Origin of the sequence: Cupriavidus neocaledonicus (genome assembly GCF_000372525.1) — a bacterium.
In the GTDB taxonomy this organism is placed as follows: Bacteria; Pseudomonadota; Gammaproteobacteria; order Burkholderiales; family Burkholderiaceae; genus Cupriavidus; species Cupriavidus neocaledonicus.
Genome location: NZ_AQUR01000105.1, coordinates 345,441 through 361,284 on the forward strand (window position 1 = coordinate 345,441; position 15,844 = coordinate 361,284).

The 15,844-nt window shown below is 68.3% G+C and carries 17 protein-coding genes and 1 tRNA gene; 9 read left to right on the plus strand and 9 right to left on the minus strand.

Annotated features, from left to right (window positions below; translation table 11 throughout):
• Window positions 1-3: 3 nt before the first annotated feature.
• The 6 genes from pal (at window position 4) to A3AG_RS0125745 (ending at window position 6,429) form a co-directional block, all read left to right on the plus strand.
• Complete coding sequence (gene pal, locus A3AG_RS0125720; protein ID WP_018008160.1) at window positions 4-513, plus strand: peptidoglycan-associated lipoprotein Pal; 510 nt, start codon at window positions 4-6, stop codon at window positions 511-513.
• A 15-nt stretch (window positions 514-528) separates the two neighbouring features.
• Window positions 529-1,290, plus strand: coding sequence for a tol-pal system protein YbgF (gene ybgF, locus A3AG_RS0125725; protein WP_018008161.1), 762 nt, complete (start codon window positions 529-531; stop codon window positions 1,288-1,290).
• 120 nt (window positions 1,291-1,410) lie between these two features.
• Window positions 1,411-2,094, plus strand: coding sequence for a 7-cyano-7-deazaguanine synthase QueC (gene queC, locus A3AG_RS0125730; protein WP_012353550.1), 684 nt, complete (start codon window positions 1,411-1,413; stop codon window positions 2,092-2,094).
• Between the two features lie 48 nt (window positions 2,095-2,142).
• Window positions 2,143-3,258 (plus strand): YeeE/YedE family protein, encoded by a 1,116-nt coding sequence (locus A3AG_RS0125735; RefSeq protein WP_018008163.1) that lies wholly within the window; start codon window positions 2,143-2,145, stop codon window positions 3,256-3,258.
• A 66-nt stretch (window positions 3,259-3,324) separates the two neighbouring features.
• Window positions 3,325-3,400, plus strand: a tRNA-Lys gene (locus A3AG_RS0125740).
• 128 nt (window positions 3,401-3,528) lie between these two features.
• Window positions 3,529-6,429, plus strand: coding sequence for an EAL domain-containing protein (locus A3AG_RS0125745; protein ID WP_018008164.1), 2,901 nt, complete (start codon window positions 3,529-3,531; stop codon window positions 6,427-6,429).
• 13 nt (window positions 6,430-6,442) lie between these two features.
• Here A3AG_RS0125745 and A3AG_RS0125750 read toward each other — a convergent pair whose 3' ends face one another.
• The 3 genes from A3AG_RS0125750 to A3AG_RS0125760 all read right to left on the minus strand — a co-directional run bounded on the left by A3AG_RS0125750 (window position 6,443) and on the right by A3AG_RS0125760 (window position 7,869).
• Window positions 6,443-6,949, minus strand: coding sequence for a DUF3318 domain-containing protein (locus A3AG_RS0125750; protein ID WP_018008165.1), 507 nt, complete (start codon window positions 6,947-6,949; stop codon window positions 6,443-6,445).
• On the minus strand, window positions 6,946-7,326 hold the full coding sequence (locus A3AG_RS0125755; protein WP_018008166.1) for a phage holin family protein: 381 nt from the start codon (window positions 7,324-7,326) through the stop codon (window positions 6,946-6,948). The genes A3AG_RS0125750 and A3AG_RS0125755 overlap by 4 nt, the downstream gene beginning before the upstream one ends.
• A gap of 216 nt (window positions 7,327-7,542) precedes the next feature.
• A complete protein-coding gene (locus tag A3AG_RS0125760; protein WP_010813729.1) occupies window positions 7,543-7,869 on the minus strand; it encodes an ElaB/YgaM/YqjD family protein in 327 nt (108 codons plus the stop codon).
• 276 nt (window positions 7,870-8,145) lie between these two features.
• Between A3AG_RS0125760 and A3AG_RS0125765 the strand changes: the two genes are divergently transcribed.
• Complete coding sequence (locus tag A3AG_RS0125765) at window positions 8,146-8,784, plus strand: peroxiredoxin (protein ID WP_018008167.1); 639 nt, start codon at window positions 8,146-8,148, stop codon at window positions 8,782-8,784.
• Window positions 8,785-8,905: 121 nt separating this feature from the next.
• Here A3AG_RS0125765 and A3AG_RS0125770 read toward each other — a convergent pair whose 3' ends face one another.
• Window positions 8,906-10,099, minus strand: a complete 1,194-nt coding sequence (locus A3AG_RS0125770) for an acyl-CoA dehydrogenase (protein WP_018008168.1) — start codon at window positions 10,097-10,099, stop codon at window positions 8,906-8,908.
• Between the two features lie 268 nt (window positions 10,100-10,367).
• On the opposite strand from A3AG_RS0125770, the gene A3AG_RS0125775 reads away from it, so the two are divergent.
• Window positions 10,368-11,198, plus strand: coding sequence for an IclR family transcriptional regulator (locus tag A3AG_RS0125775; protein WP_018008169.1), 831 nt, complete (start codon window positions 10,368-10,370; stop codon window positions 11,196-11,198).
• Window positions 11,199-11,247: 49 nt separating this feature from the next.
• Here A3AG_RS0125775 and kynA read toward each other — a convergent pair whose 3' ends face one another.
• Genes kynA through kynB form a run of 3 tightly spaced genes read right to left on the minus strand, consistent with a single transcriptional unit; the run spans window position 11,248 to window position 14,086 of the window.
• On the minus strand, window positions 11,248-12,138 hold the full coding sequence (gene kynA / locus A3AG_RS0125780; RefSeq protein ID WP_018008170.1) for a tryptophan 2,3-dioxygenase: 891 nt from the start codon (window positions 12,136-12,138) through the stop codon (window positions 11,248-11,250).
• 13 nt (window positions 12,139-12,151) lie between these two features.
• The gene (gene kynU / locus A3AG_RS0125785; RefSeq protein WP_018008171.1) at window positions 12,152-13,399 is read right to left on the minus strand and encodes a kynureninase; all 1,248 of its coding nucleotides are present in this window, start codon (window positions 13,397-13,399) and stop codon (window positions 12,152-12,154) included.
• A 36-nt stretch (window positions 13,400-13,435) separates the two neighbouring features.
• Window positions 13,436-14,086 (minus strand): arylformamidase, encoded by a 651-nt coding sequence (kynB, locus tag A3AG_RS0125790; protein ID WP_018008172.1) that lies wholly within the window; start codon window positions 14,084-14,086, stop codon window positions 13,436-13,438.
• Window positions 14,087-14,243: 157 nt separating this feature from the next.
• Here kynB and A3AG_RS0125795 point away from each other — a divergent pair, with 157 nt between their 5' ends.
• Complete coding sequence (locus A3AG_RS0125795; RefSeq protein WP_018008173.1) at window positions 14,244-14,726, plus strand: Lrp/AsnC family transcriptional regulator; 483 nt, start codon at window positions 14,244-14,246, stop codon at window positions 14,724-14,726.
• On the opposite strand, the gene A3AG_RS0125800 is transcribed toward A3AG_RS0125795, so the two are convergent.
• Window positions 14,723-15,181: a MarR family winged helix-turn-helix transcriptional regulator gene (locus A3AG_RS0125800; protein WP_018008174.1), complete on the minus strand. Its 459-nt coding sequence runs from the start codon at window positions 15,179-15,181 to the stop codon at window positions 14,723-14,725. The two genes, A3AG_RS0125795 and A3AG_RS0125800, sit on opposite strands and share 4 nt — an antisense overlap.
• 17 nt (window positions 15,182-15,198) lie before the next feature.
• The gene (locus tag A3AG_RS0125805) at window positions 15,199-15,759 is read right to left on the minus strand and encodes a flavin reductase family protein (protein WP_018008175.1); all 561 of its coding nucleotides are present in this window, start codon (window positions 15,757-15,759) and stop codon (window positions 15,199-15,201) included.
• Window positions 15,760-15,844 lie beyond the last annotated feature (85 nt).

The window sequence follows — 15,844 nt, forward strand, 5'->3', positions numbered from 1 at the left end:
ACCATGCCTCAACTGATGACCAAAACCCTTGCCGTTGCCGCACTGCTTGCCCTGGGCGCATGCAGCTCCGGCGTCAAGCTCGACGATACCGCCAACGCCGGCGCCGGCACGGCCGGCACGGGCGCCGATCCGCGCGCCGTCACCCCGGTGACCGCGGCCGATCCGCTCAACGACCCGAACAGCCCGCTGGCCAAGCGCAGCGTCTACTTCGACTTCGACAGCTACACCGTCAAGGCCGACTACCAGGGCATGCTGGGCGCGCACGCCAAGTACCTGGGCACCAACAAGGGCCGCAAGATCCTGATCCAGGGCAACACCGACGAACGCGGCACCAGCGAGTACAACCTGGCGCTGGGCCAGAAGCGCGCCGAAGCCGTGCGCCGCTCGCTGGCCTCGATGGGCGTGCCCGACGCGCAGATGGAAGCCGTCAGCCTGGGCAAGGAAAAGCCCAAGGCGACCGGCCACGATGAAGCCTCGTGGGCCGAGAACCGTCGCGCGGACATCAACTACTGATCTGGACCGCCTTCCATGAAAGCACGCGTTTCCACCCTGTTGTGGCTCGCCGCCGTCGCCGGCGGCGGCATGATGCTGCCGCTGTCGCAGGCGCATGCCGGAGTGTTCGACGATGACGAGGCCCGCAAGGCCGTCATCAGCCTGCGCGACCAGTTCAACGGTTTCCAGGCGACCGCGACGCAGCGCATCGAGCAGAACAGCCGCAACCTGCTCGACATGCAGAACCAGCTCGAAGGCCTGCGCCAGGAAGTGGCGCGGCTGCGCGGCCAGAACGAAGTCCTGCAGAACACGGTGGACACGCTGCAGAAGCAGCAGAAGGACTACTACGCCGACCTCGATGCGCGCCTGAAGAAATTCGAGCCGCAGCAGGTTACGGTCGAAGGTCGCGAAGGCATCGCGCAGCCCGGCGAAAAGCCCGAATACGATGCCGCGCTCAAGCAGTTCCAGGCGGGTGATTTCAAGAGCGCGGGAAATTCGTTCTCGGCGTTCGTGAAGAAGTACCCGCAGAGCCCGTACCTGCCGCTGGCACAGTACTGGCTCGGCAACTCGCTGTACGCGCAGCGCGACTACAAGGGTTCCACCTTCGTGCTGCAGAACATGGTCAACGCCAACCCGACGCACCCCAAGGTGCCGGACGCGATGATCGCCATTGCCAACAACCAGCTCGAGTCCGGCCAGAAGGCGGCCGCGCGCAAGACGCTGGAGCAGGTGGTGGCGAAGTATCCCGGCACCGAGGGCGCGCAGGCGGCGAGCAACCGGCTCAAGACGCTGAAGTAAGCGCCGGCGCCGCCGTCCGCCACTGCAAGGCCCGCTTCGGCGGGCCTTTTTCGTTGGTCGCGATAGAATATGCGATTCGCCCGAATGTTCTTGCGCGCCGCCCCCGGCGCGACCCGCACCATGACCCAACGCGCCATCGTCCTGCTGTCCGGCGGACTCGACTCCGCCACCGTACTTGCCATGGCCCGCGCCCAGGGCTTCGAGACCTATGCGCTGTCGATGCGCTACGGCCAGCGCCACTCGTCCGAACTGGAGGCCGCCAAGCGCGTGGCCGCGGCGCTGGGCGCCGTGCGCCACGAGATCGTCGACCTCGACCTGCGCCGCTTCGGTGGCTCGGCGCTGACCGACGATGCGCTCGAGGTCCCCACCGATGGCGCCAGCGGCGGCATCCCCGTCACCTACGTGCCGGCGCGCAACACCATCATGCTGTCGCTGGCGCTCGGCTGGGCCGAGGCGGTGGGCGGGCGCGACCTGTTCTTCGGCGCCAACGCGGTCGACTATTCCGGCTACCCGGACTGCCGCCCGGAATACGTCGCGGCCTACGAGACCCTGGCCAACCTGGCCACCAAGGCCGGCGTCGAGGGCGACCGCTTCCGCGTGCACGCGCCCATCATCGACATGACCAAGGGCGAGATCATCCGCGCCGGCATCGCGCTGGGCGTCGACTACAGCCTGACGGTGTCGTGCTACCAGGCCGACGACGACGGCCGCGCCTGCGGCGTGTGCGATTCCTGCCGCATCCGCCGCGCCGGCTTCGAGGCCGCCGGCGTGCCCGACCCGACCCGCTACCAGGCCGCCGCCTGATCCGGCACCTGAGCCCCCGCCCTGGCCTGAGCCCGCCGTTCCCGCCCCATGCCTGAAATCGATCTTGCCGCGCTGTCGCGCTCGGTGCTGCTGAGCACCTTCGTCCTGACCTTCCTGTTTGGCGCCGTGCTGCAGCGCACGCACTTCTGCACCATGGGGGCGGTCTCGGACATCGTCAACATGGGCGACTGGAGCCGCATGCGCATGTGGGTGCTGGCCATCGGCGTGGCCATGGTCGGCACCGGCGTGCTGGCCTGGAACGGCGCCATCGACCCGACCAAGACCATCTATGCCGCCAGCAAGCTGGCGTGGCTGTCGGCGCTGGCCGGCGGGCTGATGTTCGGCTTCGGCATGGTGCTGGCGTCCGGCTGCGGCAGCAAGACGCTGGTGCGCATCGGTGCGGGCAACCTGAAGTCGCTGGTGGTGTTCGTGTTCCTGGGGCTGTCGGCCTACATGACGCTGCGCGGCCTGTTCGGCGTGGTGCGCGTCAATACCGTCGATGCGGTGGCGCTGGCGCTGCCGACCACGCAGGACCTGCCGTCGGTGCTGGCGCAGGGCACCGGCGCGGCGCGTGGCGCACTGCAGCTTGGGCTGGGCCTGGCGCTAGGCGGCGTGCTGGCGGCGTGGGCGCTGGCGGGACGCGGCTTCCGCACCTTCGACAACCTGCTGGGCGGTATCGGCGTGGGCCTGATCATCGTGGCGATGTGGTACGTGTCGGGCCACCTCGGCTACGTCGCCGAGGACCCCAATACGCTCGAGGAACTGTTCGTTTCGACCAACAGCGGCCGCATGGAAAGCCTGAGCTTCGTCGCGCCGTATGCCTACACGCTCGACTGGCTGATGATGTTCAGCGACAAGAGCAAGGTGCTGACCATCGGCATCGTCAGCGTGTTCGGCGTGATCGCCGGCGCGGCCGCGTATGCGCTGGCGACCCGCACCTTCCGCTGGGAAGGCTTCGGCAATGCCGAGGACGTCGCCAACCACATCGTCGGCGGCATCCTGATGGGCGCGGGCGGCGTCACGGCGCTGGGCTGCACGGTGGGGCAGGGGCTGTCGGGCGTGTCGACGCTGGCGCTGGGCTCGTTCATTGCGCTGGGCGGCATCCTGGCCGGCGCGGTGCTGGCGTTCCGCTACCAGATGTGGCGCCTGGAACGCATGGTTTAAGCGCGCTGGCGCGCCGCCCTTGACACATCGAGAATCGCATCACTATAATCGCGGTTCTGTTTTTTCGGGTCGTTAGCTCAGTCGGTAGAGCAGCGGACTTTTAATCCGTTGGTCGCGTGTTCGAGTCACGCACGACCCACCAGTATTACGAAGGGCCTGTGGCGCATGTCACAGGCCCTTTTTGCGTTTTGTGCCGTCCGGCATGCCCCGATGGTAGGGGGTGCTTTAACTAGTTCGAGGTAGAGACGCGAGCGCGCCACGCGCCGCACAATGGCTCAACCGCGGCGTGTGGACCGCGGGCCCTCGGAACGGCCGCGAGACACGGCCCCTCGAACAAGACCTATGCGGCGAGCAGGCGTTTCCTTGCCGGCCAGCGGGCATGTGCTGCGCATCATCTGGCCGTTCGTACCGGTGGTGGTTGCGCTGGCGTTGTTCAGCATCGCCAGCCTGGACCTGCTGTCGGCCGCGCGCGCCTTTGTCGCGGGCGAGAGCCAGTGGTCAAAGGGCCAGAAAAACGCGGTGCTGCACCTGCTGCGTTATGGCGCGGAACGCGATCCGGCGGATTTCGAGGCCTACCTGGCGGCCATCGCCATCCCCTTCGGCGACCACCGCGCGCGCCTGGAGCTGGACCGTGCCGAGCCTGACCTGGAACGCGTGCACGAGGGCCTGCTCGCCGCAGGCAACCACCCCGAAGACATCCCGCGCATGGTGCGCCTGTACCGGAACTTCCGCCAGATCCATGAGGTCGATGCCGCCATCCGCGTATGGGCGCAGGGCGATCTGGAAATCTTTGCCCTGCATGAGCAGGCGCTGGCGCTGCGGCGCCTGGCCCGCCAACCCGGCTGCGACGACGCCTGCGTCGCGCCGGTGCTGCGCAACATCGCCCGGATCGACGCCCGCCTGACGCCGCTGGAAAGCGCTTTTTCCGGCCACCTGGGGCAAGCCTCGCGCCGGGTCACGCGGTTGCTGACCACCGGCAGCGCGGTGATGGCGGCGGCGCTGCTGATGTCGGCGATCCTGCTGTCGGTGGGGCCGCTGCGGCGCGAGCGGCGGCTGCGCGAGGCGCTGGCGCAGCGCGAAGAGCAGCTGCAGCTGGCGGTCGAGGGCAGCAACGACGGCTTGTGGGACTGGCATCTCGGGCGTGGCGAACTGTATTTCTCGCCGCGCTGCGCGCAGATGCTGGGTTACCGCGCCGACGAGCTGCCGCATGCGCGCGAAACCGTGCTGGGCCTGCTGCATCCGTCCGAGCTGGCGGCGTTCGAGGCCAAGCTGGCGCACCACCTGCGCAGCGGCGAACCCTATGACGCCGAATTCCGCCTGCGCAACCGCGCCGGCGATTACCTCTGGGTGCGCGCGCGCGGCCGGCTGGTGCGCGGTGCCGGGCGCCGGCGCGCGCGCATGGCGGGCTCGCTGACCGATATTTCCGACCACAAGCGCTACGAGACCCAGCTGTTCGCCGAAAAGGAGCGCGCCCAGGTCACGCTGCAGGCGATCGGCGACGCCGTGGTGACCGCCGATGTATGGGGCCGCGTGCAGTCGCTCAACCCTGCGGCGGAAGCGCTGACCGGCTGGCGCGAGGCCGAGGCGCGCGGGCTGCCGCTGAGCGAGGTGTGCGTGCTGCGCGACGAGGACAGCCTGGCGCCGCTGCCCGATATCGTGACGCTGGCGCTGCGCCAGCGCTGGCACAGCCGCTCGGCCCAGCTGGTGCAGCGCGATGGTGCCGGGCAGCCCGGACCGGCGCTGGCGGTCAAGCCGTCGGTGGCGCTGATCCGCGACCGCGCCGCGCAGGCCATCGGCGTGGTGGTGGTGCTGCACGACATCAGCCAGGAACGCGCGCATGCCGCGCGCCTGGCGCACGAGGCCAGCCATGACGCGCTGACCGGCCTGGTCAACCGCGCCGAATTCGAGCGCCGGCTGGCCGCGGCGATCGAGCGCGCGCGCGCGCAGGGCATCCCTCACACCCTGATGTACCTGGACATGGACCAGTTCAAGGTGGTCAACGACACCTGCGGCCACGCCGCCGGCGACGAGCTGATCCGGCAGATGGCCGAGATCATGCGCGGCCAGCTGCGCCGCAGCGACATGCTGGCGCGTCTGGGCGGCGACGAGTTCGGGGTGCTGCTCGAGCATTGCGGCACCGCCGACGGCGAGCGCGTCGCCGAGGGCTTGCGCCACGCGATCGCGAGCTTCCGCTTTGCGCACCGGCAGCGCACCTTCGCGGTCGGCGTCAGCATCGGCCTGGTCACGCTGGACCGGCACACCGGCAGCGTGGCCGAGGCGCTCAGCGCGGCCGATGCGGCCTGCTACGTGGCCAAGGAGGGCGGGCGCAACCGCGTCCAGGTCTACCATCCGCTGGACAGCGTGGTGCAGGCGCGCCAAGGCGAGATGGAATGGGTCAGCCGCGTGCATGCGGCGCTGGCGGCCGGCCGCTTCTGCCTGTTCTCGCAGGAAATCGTTCCGGTGCAGCCGGGCACGGCGCCGGCAACGGGACGCCACGTGGAGCTGTTGCTGCGCATGGTCGACGAACGCGGCCGGCTGGTGCCGCCGATGGCCTTCGTGCCGGCCTGCGAGCGCTACAACCTGATGCCGATGATCGACCGCTGGGTGGTCGAGACCGCGTTTGCCACGCTGGCGGGACGCCAGGCCGAGATCGCCATCTGCGCCATCAACCTGTCAAGCTCGTCGCTGGCCGACATCCAGTTCCCGGACTTCGTGCGCGAGCAGGCGCAGCGCTTCGGCATCGCGCTGGACGGCATCTGCTTCGAGGTCACCGAGACCGCGGCCATTGCCAACCTGGCGCAGGCCGGGGCGTTCATCATGCAACTGCAGCAGCTCGGCTGCCGCTTCGCGCTGGACGACTTCGGCGCCGGCATGTCCTCGTTCACCTACCTGAAGCACTTGCCCGCGGCCTACCTGAAGATCGATGGCAGCTTCGTGCGCGACATGCTGGCCGACCCCGTCAACCTGGTGATGGTGGAGGTGATCCAGCGCATCGGCCACGCCATGGGCAAGCAGACCATTGCGGAATTCGTCGAGAACGAGGCGATGCTGGAGCGCCTGCGCGGACTGGGCGTGGACCTGGCGCAGGGCTACCACATTGCGCCGCCGGTGCCGTTCGCACCGGCCGCCCCGGATGCCGGAGGACGACCGGCGCTGGCGCTGGCGGGATGAGCCGCCAGCGCCGTCAGGGGATCAGCGGATCGCGGAAGCCGGTGTCGGCGGCGGGTGGGGTGCCGGCCGGGGCCGGGGTCGGCACGTTGGCCGGCGGCACTGCCTGGCCCTTGGCTTCGCGCCAGGTGTTGTAGGCCCAGTAGGCGGCGCCCGCGACCAGGCCGAGCTTGGACAGCTTCCAGGTCAGGCGCAGCACCGGCACGCGCTTGACCAGCGGCAGCGCCAGCGTAACCGCGGTGCTGAGCAGCGGGTAGTCCTTGGTCAGCCCGACCACCTTCATCCACGAGCCCGGCCGCGCGATCCGCGGCAGCCAGGCGCTGATGGTGCCGAGGCGGTGCACGCCGCCGCGCACCGCGTGCAGCGCCTGCCGGCAATCGTGGCGTTCGAGGGCGGCGCGGGTCAGCAGCAGTTCCTTGCGCACCGCCAGCGGCAGGCGCACCTCTTGCGTGAACCGGGGCGCGCGCGGGTATTCGCCGCGTTCGCGTGCGGGCGCAGCGTCGTCAGGGTCGAGTGTGCTCATCGGCGCAGGATCTCCCGGTCTTTGTCGATTTCGGCGAGGGTGGCTTCCAGCATCGGCGGCGCGTTGCGCAGCACGCTGCGGGCGTAGGCCAGGCAGACGGCGCACAGCACCAGGTAGAGCACCGTCAGGGCGCCCAGCGCCTGCCAGCGGTAGGTGTCCCAGAACAGGATCGCGATGAGGGCGGTCAGCGTGACCAGGCCCAGCCCGAAGAACGCCAGCCCGAACAAGGCCAGCAGGGCGACCTTCAGCAAGCGCGTGCGCTCTTCGGCCAGCTCCACGCTGGCCAGTTCCAGGCGGGTCTGCACCATCGCCACGACCGAGCCGGCCAGGTTGCGCACGGCGTCCAGGAACTTGGGGGAAGGGTTGGCTTCGCTCATGCGGCTCCGGCGTGAAAGAGCGGTGCGCCGGCATGGCCGTACGCACCTATCCGACTTGCGGGGCCGGATGCGGCGTGGTGTCGGCAACGAACGGTCGACCATGAGAGGTCAGCCGCGACAGCGTTACCGACACACCGGGCGCCCCGGCCATTGGCAACCCGCCGGGCGGGTTGCCGCGATGGCGCGGCCTTGCATGCCGCGCCGGATTTGCAGCGCTTACTTGCGGTTGAGCAGCAGACCGATCAGCAGGCCGACGCCGGCTGCCACGCCCACGGCGCGCCACGGGTGGTCGTGCACGTAGTCGTCGGTGGCGCGCGCGGCGGCCTTGCTCTTGGTTACGACGGCGTCTTGCAGGTCCTGGGCCTTCTCCTTGGCTTGCTTGAGCAGGCCCATGCCACGCTCGCGCAGTTCGGCGGCCTTTTCCCCGGTGGTCGAGGCGGCTTGCTTCAGCAGTTCCTCGGCGTCGGACAGCACGGTCTTGACATCGCTCATCAGTTTCTCCTGTTTGCGGGCGGTTGGTTCGGTTTGTGCGGATTCTGACATTTTCTTCGCTCCGAGGCTAACGGCAGTTGTCGGTCTGATACTTAGCATATGTGGCGACACGTCGCCCTTTCAAGGCAACGCGCCCGGAACAGGGTGCGCTGCGGGGTCGCTGCGGGGGGCAACGCCCCAGTATTGCCAGCATGCACGAAAGCGGCGGTGATGAATGTCAGAGAATGTCTATATGACTGCGAGTGATTTTGTAGTGACTTTATATTCGTTTGGGTTGGATATCAATCCAGTTACTCTGGTTCCACCGTGAAATCAGGAGAACCGAAGATGGCATTGCGACTTGGCGATATCGCCCCGGACTTCGAGCAGGACTCCAGCGAAGGCCGCATCCGCTTCCATGCGTGGCTTGGCGACAGCTGGGGCGTGCTGTTCTCGCACCCGGCGGACTATACCCCGGTCTGCGCCACCGAACTGGGCCTCACGGCCCGCCTGAAGGATGAATTCGCGCGCCGCGGCGTCAAGGCGATCGCGCTGTCGGTGGATACCGTCGACTCTCACCGCGGCTGGATCGCGGACATCAACGAGACCCAGGCGACCGAGGTCAACTTCCCGATCCTGGCCGACGCCGACCGCAAGGTGTCGCAGCTCTACGACATGATCCACCCGAACGCGAACGAGACCCTGACGGTGCGCTCGCTGTTCATCATCGATCCGAACAAGAAGGTGCGCCTGATCATCACCTATCCGGCCAGCACCGGGCGCAACTTCAACGAGGTGCTACGCGTGATCGACTCGCTGCAGCTGACCGACAGCCACAGCGTGGCGACGCCGGGCAACTGGCAGGATGGCGACGACGTGGTGATCGTGCCGTCGCTGAAGGACGAAGCCGTCCTGCGCGAGAAATTCCCCAAGGGCTACCAGGCGGTGCGTCCGTACCTGCGCCTGACGCCCCAGCCCAACAAATGAACACGGCCCCGCCAGGGCGGGGCCGTGTGCAAGGCAGGTGTCGTATCGACGGGGGCAGCCTCGTCGTCTCCTTGGTAGTGTGCTTGGCCCGGCTTCATCGCCGGGCTTTTTTATGCTGCGATCAGAAGAAGGCTTGCAGGCCGGTCTGGGCGCGGCCCAGGATCAGCGCGTGGATGTCGTGGGTGCCCTCGTAGGTGTTGACCACCTCCAGGTTGACCACGTGGCGGATCACGCCGAACTCGTCCGAGATGCCGTTGCCGCCCAGCATGTCGCGCGCCACGCGGGCGATGTCGAGCGACTTGCCGCACGAGTTGCGCTTCATGATCGAGGTGATCTCGACCGCGGCGGTGCCTTCGTCCTTCATGCGGCCCAGGCGCAGGCAGCCCTGCAGGCCCAGCGTGATCTCGGTCTGCATGTCGGCCAGCTTCTTCTGCACCAGCTGGGTGGCGGCCAGCGGGCGGCCGAACTGCTTGCGGTCCAGCGTGTACTGGCGCGCCGTGTGCCAGCAGAATTCGGCGGCGCCCAGCGCGCCCCAGGCGATGCCGTAGCGAGCCGAGTTCAGGCAGGTGAACGGACCCTTCAGGCCCTTCACGCCCGGCATGATGTTCTCTTCCGGCACGAACACCTGGTCGAGCACGATCTCGCCGGTGATCGAGGTGCGCAGGCCGACCTTGCCATGGATGGCCGGGGCGCTCAGGCCCTTCCAGCCCTTTTCCAGGATAAAGCCGCGGATGTCTTCCTTGCCGTCATCGCCCTGCAGCTTGGCCCAGACCACGAACACGTCGGCGATCGGCGAGTTGGTGATCCACATCTTGGCGCCGGTCAGCTCGTAGCCGCCGTCGACCTTCTTCGCGCGGGTGACCATCGAGCCCGGGTCGGAGCCGTGGTTCGGCTCGGTCAGGCCGAAGCAGCCGATCCACTCACCGGTGGCCAGCTTGGGCAGGTACTTCTGCTTCTGCGCCTCGGTGCCGAACTCGTAGATGGGGACCATCACCAGCGACGACTGCACGCTCATCATCGAGCGGTAGCCCGAATCGACGCGCTCGACTTCACGCGCGATCAGGCCGTAGCTCACGTAGTTGAGGCCGGGGCCGCCGTATTGCTCGGGGATGGTGGGCCCGAGCAGGCCGAGTTCGCCCATCTCGCGGAAGATCTCGACGTCGGTCTTCTCGTTGCGGAACGACTGCAGCACGCGCGGCATCAGCTTGTCCTGGCAGTACGCCGCGGCGGCGTCGCGCACCATGCGCTCGTCGGCGCTCAGTTGCTGGTCGAGCAGCAGGGGGTCGGCCCAGTGGAATTCGGCGTTGGCAGCCATGCAGGTCTCCTTCGGTAGCGCAGGGAAGCGCCGGGCGGGCGGCTGTGGTGCCGTGGTCCGCGCCGGCGGATTCCGTCATTCGTAACGGGTTGGGCGATCGGTCTGTGATCGTGCGGAGGATTTTTTCGGGATCCAGGAAGTTCCGCATTGCGGAACTGTGTTCCGTTGAATTAGTATATCGCAATGGTCTTGCCACGCAACAGGCAAAACCCTGAACCGCCGCGCCTTTGTGCGATGAACGGACAAGCGCCGACTGGAGCCGCGAACCTTGGCCAACCCCAATCCCAACCCCCAGACCGATCCGTCACTTTCCCAGCAACCTGTCTCCGCACCGGTGCGCGACAGCGACCCGAACTTCGTCACCGCGCTGGCGCGCGGCCTGGAGCTGCTGCGTTGCTTCCGCACCGGCGAGGCGATGCTGGGCAACCAGGAGTTCGTGCGCCGCACCGGCTTTCCCAAGGCCACCGTGAGCCGGCTGGCCGGCACGCTGGTGCAGCTGGGCTACCTGCGCTACGACGAGAGCCTGGGCAAGTACGCGCTCGATGCCGGGGTGCTCGCGCTGGGCTACGCCTACCTGTCGGCATCGGATGTGGTGTCGCTGGCGCGGCCGCACATGCTGGCGTTCGCGCAGTCGTACGGGGTCTCGGTCTCGCTCGGCAAGCGCGAGCGCATGGAGGTGATCTACCTGGAATCGATCCGCAACGACGCCGGCGTGATGCTCGGGCTGGGCGTCGGCTCGCGTCTGTCGCTGGTGTCGAGTTCGATGGGGCGGGCCTACCTGGCCGCCCTGCCGGCGCCGCGCCGCGAGCGCGTGATGGCCGAGTTCAGCCAGGCCTTCCCGGAGCAATGGAAGCAGCAGGAGGCCGCGACCCGCGCCGCGCTGGCCGAGGCGCAGCAGCGCGGCTATGCCGCGTCGTTCCGCGACTGGCATCCGGCCATCCATGCCTGCGCGGTGGCGTTCCGGCCGGTGGGGGAGAAGGAGCTGCACATGCTGAGCTGCAGTGCTTCCTATGGCGCGGTGGACGAGGCGGTGTTCCACCAGACGCTGGCGCCGGCGCTGCAGACGCTGGCGGCAAGGTTGTCCGAACCGGCGGGCTGAGGCAGCCCGCCGGCCGTACGGCGGTCCCTGCGCGCAGGGACCGCGCGAATCACAGGTCGGTCCGCAATTTCCACAGTTCCGGGAACAGCACCACGTCCAGCATCTTGCGCAGATAGCTGACGCCCTCGGTGCCGCCGGTGCCGCGCTTGAAGCCGATCACCCGCTCGACCGTGGTCACATGGCGGAAGCGCCATTGCCGGAACGCGTCTTCCAGGTCGACGAACTTCTCGCCCAGCTCATAGAGCTCCCAGTGCGCGCCCGGGTTGCGGTAGACCTCCAGCCAGGCCGCCTCGACCGAGGCGTTGTACGCGGTCGGCCGGGTCCAGTCGCGCTCGACGCAATCGGCGTCGATGGCAAAGCCGCTCCGCGCCATCAGCCGGACCGCCTCGTCGTACAGCGATGGCGTCTTCAGCGCGGCCTCGACCAGCGCCAGGTGCTCCGGCCGGTGCGCATGCGGACGCAGCATGGCGGCGTTCTTGTTGCCCAGGATGAACTCGATCTCGCGGTACTGGTACGACTGGAAGCCCGACGACATGCCCAGGTAGGGCCGCATCGCCGAGTATTCCGGCGGCGTCATGGTGGCCAGCACGTTCCACGCTTGCACCAGCTGGTCCATGATGCGCGACACGCGCGTCAGCATCTTGAACGCCGGCGGCAGGCTGTCGGCCTTGACCGACTCGCGCGCGGCGCGCAGCTCGTGCAGCATCAGCTTCATCCACAGCTCGGTGGTCTGGTGCTGCACGATAAACAGCATCTCGTTGTGGTCCGGCGACAGCGGATGCTGCGCGCTCAGGATCTGGTCCAGGCCAAGGTAGTCGCCATAGCTCATGTTCCTGGCGAAATCCATCTGCGCGCCGTGCCAGCCGTCGCCCTGCGGGCTGGCTGCCGGCGTGGCTGCCGGCGCCGCGCCGGAGAAGGGGCATCCCTTGAATTCGCTCATGATGCGCTCCCGGTCAGGTCACCTGGCCGCGCGTCTGGAAGCGCGCGTCGCGATAGGCGCCGCTGTCCAGCACCTCGCGCAGGATTTCCACAGCATCCCACACCTCGGCGAAGCTGGTGTAGAGCGGCGTGAAGCCGAAGCGGGCGATGCGCGGCTCGCGGTAGTCGCCGATCACGCCGCGCTCGATCAGGGCCTGCACCAGGGCATAGCCGTCCGGGTGCTCCAGGCTGACCTGGCTGCCGCGGCGCGCGTGCTCGCGCGGCGTCACCAGCGTCAGCGGGTGGTGGCCGCAGCGGGCTTCGACGAGGTCGATGAACAGGTCGGTCAGCAGCAATGACTTGGCGCGCAGCACCTGCATGCTGGTCTGCGCGAAGATGTCCAGCCCGCACTCGACCATTGCCAGCGACGTGACCGGCTGCGTGCCGCACAGGAAGCGGCGCACGCCCTCGACCGGCCGGTACTGCGGATCCATCGCGAACGGCGCGGCATGGCCCCACCAGCCCGACAGCGGCTGCCAGAAGGCATCGCGCAGCGCCGGGGCGACCCAGACGAAGGCGGGCGAGCCCGGGCCGCCGTTCAGGTACTTGTAGGTGCAGCCGATGGCGTAGTCGGCCCCGGACGCCTTCAGGTCGACCGGCACGGCGCCGGCCGAATGGCACAGGTCCCACACCGTCAGCGCGCCGCGCGCGTGGGCCAGCTCGGTCAGCCCGGCCATGTCGAGCATCTCGCCGGTCTTGTAGTTGACGTGGGTCAGCATCAGCACCGCGGTATCGGCGCCGACGGCCGCGTCGATCTCGGCCGGCGAGTTCACCAGCCGCAGCGAATAGCCCTGCTGCAGCAGGTCGGCCAGGCCCTGGGCAATATACAGGTCGGTGGGGAAGTTGCTGGCCTCGGAGACGATCACCTTGCGCGCCGGGTCGCGCGACTGCTGCACGCGCAGCGCCGCGGCCAGCACCTTGAACAGGTTGATCGAGGTGGTGTCGGTCACCACCACTTCATCGTGACCGGCGCCGACCAGCGGCGCCAGCTTGTTGCCCAGGCGCTGCGGCAGGTCGAACCAGCCGGCGCTGTTCCAGCTGCGGATCAGGCCGTCGCCCCATTCCTCGGCCACCACCTGCGCGGCGCGCGCGGCGGCGGCACGCGGGCGGGCGCCAAGCGAGTTGCCGTCGAGGTAGATCACGCCCTGGGGCAGCGCGAACTGGTCGCGCAGCGGGTCTTGCTGGTCGAGCCGGATACAGTGCTCGCGGTCAATGGTCGTCATGTCGTGCAGAAAGGCGAGGCGGGTTCGGGAAAGGGTTCAGGCGAGGCTGCGCAGCACCGCGCGCACCGGGCTGGCATCCAGCGCGGCAAAGCGCAGCGGCAGCGCGATCAGTTCATAGTCGCCGGCATCGACGTGGTCCAGCACGATGCCTTCCAGGATCGCCAGGCCATGGCGGCGCACCGCGTTGTGCGCGTCCATGGTCTTGGAGTCCTGCGGATCGAGCGAGGGCGTGTCGATGCCGACCAGTTGCACGCCGTGCGCGGCCAGCAGCGCGATGGTGTCGGGCGACACCGCGCAGAAGGCCGGGTCCCACTGCGCCAGCGGCGCCTGCCGGTAAGTGCGCAGCAGCACCCGCGGCGGCAGCGCCTCGAGCGCGTGCCCGACATGATGGGGCTGCACCAGCGGCGCCGCGCCGATGCAGTGGATCACGCGGCACGGGCCCAGATAGGGCGCCAGCGGCACGGCGCCGATCGGCGCACCGGCGGCGGCGTAGTGCAGCGGCGCATCCGCATGCGCGCCGGTGTGCGGCGACAGCGTGATGCGGCCGACATTGACCGGGCAATGGTCGTCGATCTGCCAGGCCGGCTGCTGCTGGAACGGCGTATCGCCAGGCCACACCGGCGTGGCGGGCGACAGCGGCGGGCTGATGTCCCACAGCCGGCGCGGGTCGGGATTGGGGGCGGTCATGGGTGTGCGCGGCGCTGTCCGTGGGCGCCGTTTCGTGTGCCTCGATGTCGGGAATCATAGTCAAAATCGGCGGCAAGAGGCTTGCTAAATGACCCGTCATCTGCCACGTCTTTCGCATAGAATGCGAAAAATCGATAAATTATCGAAGGAAATTCGAATGAATCTGGATCCTACCGATTTGCGCATCCTGACCTGCCTGCAGGAGAATGGCCGCATCAGCAACCAGGACCTGGCCGACCGCGTGGCGCTGTCGCCGTCGGCGTGCCTGCGCCGGGTCCGGCTGCTGGAAGAGTCGGGGGTGATCGGCGGCTATCGCGCCTGGTTCGATGCCGAGCAGCTCGGGCTGGAGCTCGAGGCGATCGTGCAGGTATCGATGCGCCATGACGTGGAGGGCTGGCACGACACCTTCATCGCCGCGGTGCAGTCGTGGCCGGAAGTGCTGTCGGCGTACATCATTACCGGCGACAGCAACTACATCCTGCGCGTGCAGGCGCGCAACCTGAAGCACTACTCGGACTTCATCGTGAACCGGCTGTACCGGACGCCCGGCGTGATGGATATCCGCTCGAATATCGTGCTGCAGCGGATCAAGGTGGACAGTTCGCCGCTGGCGATCCTGAAGGCGGCCGCGGCAGCCTAGCGCTGCGTGTGCAGCGCGATCAGCTGCCGCAGGGTTTCCTTGAGTTGCGCGCCCTGGCGGGCACCGAAGTCGTCCAGCACGGCGCGCTCGTGCTGCGCGGCGCGCTCGAGCAGCGGCTGCACCAGCGCCAGGCCGCGCGGCGTGATCGAGACCAGTGCCTGGCGGCGGTCGGTCTTGCCGGCGCGGCGCCGGACCAGGTCGTCGTGCGCCATGCGGTCGACCAGCTTGGTCAGCGTGGGCTGCTTGGTCAGCGTGATTTCCGCCAGCGCGCCGACGGTGCAGTCGGGGCGGTCGGCCAGCGTGGCCAGTACGCGCCATTCCTGCACCGACAGGCCGGTGGCCTCGACTTCGCGATGGAATTCGCCCGAGATCAGATGGCTGGCGCGGGCCAGCAGGTAGGCCAGGTAGCCGTCGACGAAGGGCTGGGGCGAGGGGGTTGCCGGCAGGTCCGCCATGATGGGGCAGGGACTGTTCAGAGATCGAGCGGGGCGGTGGTGGTGAACTGGCCGCCCTGGAAAATCAGCGGGCCGTCCTTGCCATCGAGCACGCCGCAGCGCTCCACCTCGCCGACAAAGATAACGTGGTCGCCTTCGTCGTAGCGGCTGCGGTTGTGGCATTCGAACCAGGCCAGCGCATTCGACAGGATCGGCAGGCCGGTGGCTGAAAGCCGGTAATCGACGCCGGCGAAGCGGTCGCCCTTGAGCGTGGCGAAGCGCTGGCAAAGGTCCAGCTGCGAGGCCGACAGCACGTTGATGATGTAGTGGGTGCCGTCGCGGAACATCGGCAGGCTGTTGGCGCGCGTGGCCATGCTCCACAGCACCAGCGGCGGCTCCAGCGACACCGAGTTGAACGAACTGGCGGTGATGCCGATGAACGGCGGCGCACCCGCCGCAACCGATTCGTTGCTGGCGCGCGTGGTGATCACCGTGACCCCGGTCGCGAACTGCGACAGGGTGCGGCGGAAGTGCATCGCATCGAAGTCCGGAGCGGCGGCTACGCTGGCGATCCGTGGCTGGGCCTCAGGCATGCCCATGGGGGCTCCACTGGAGTTCATGAAATTTCATATATATTATTCGCGCCAGGGGCGGCAAGTTCAAGTCCGGCGCCGCCGGCGCTGG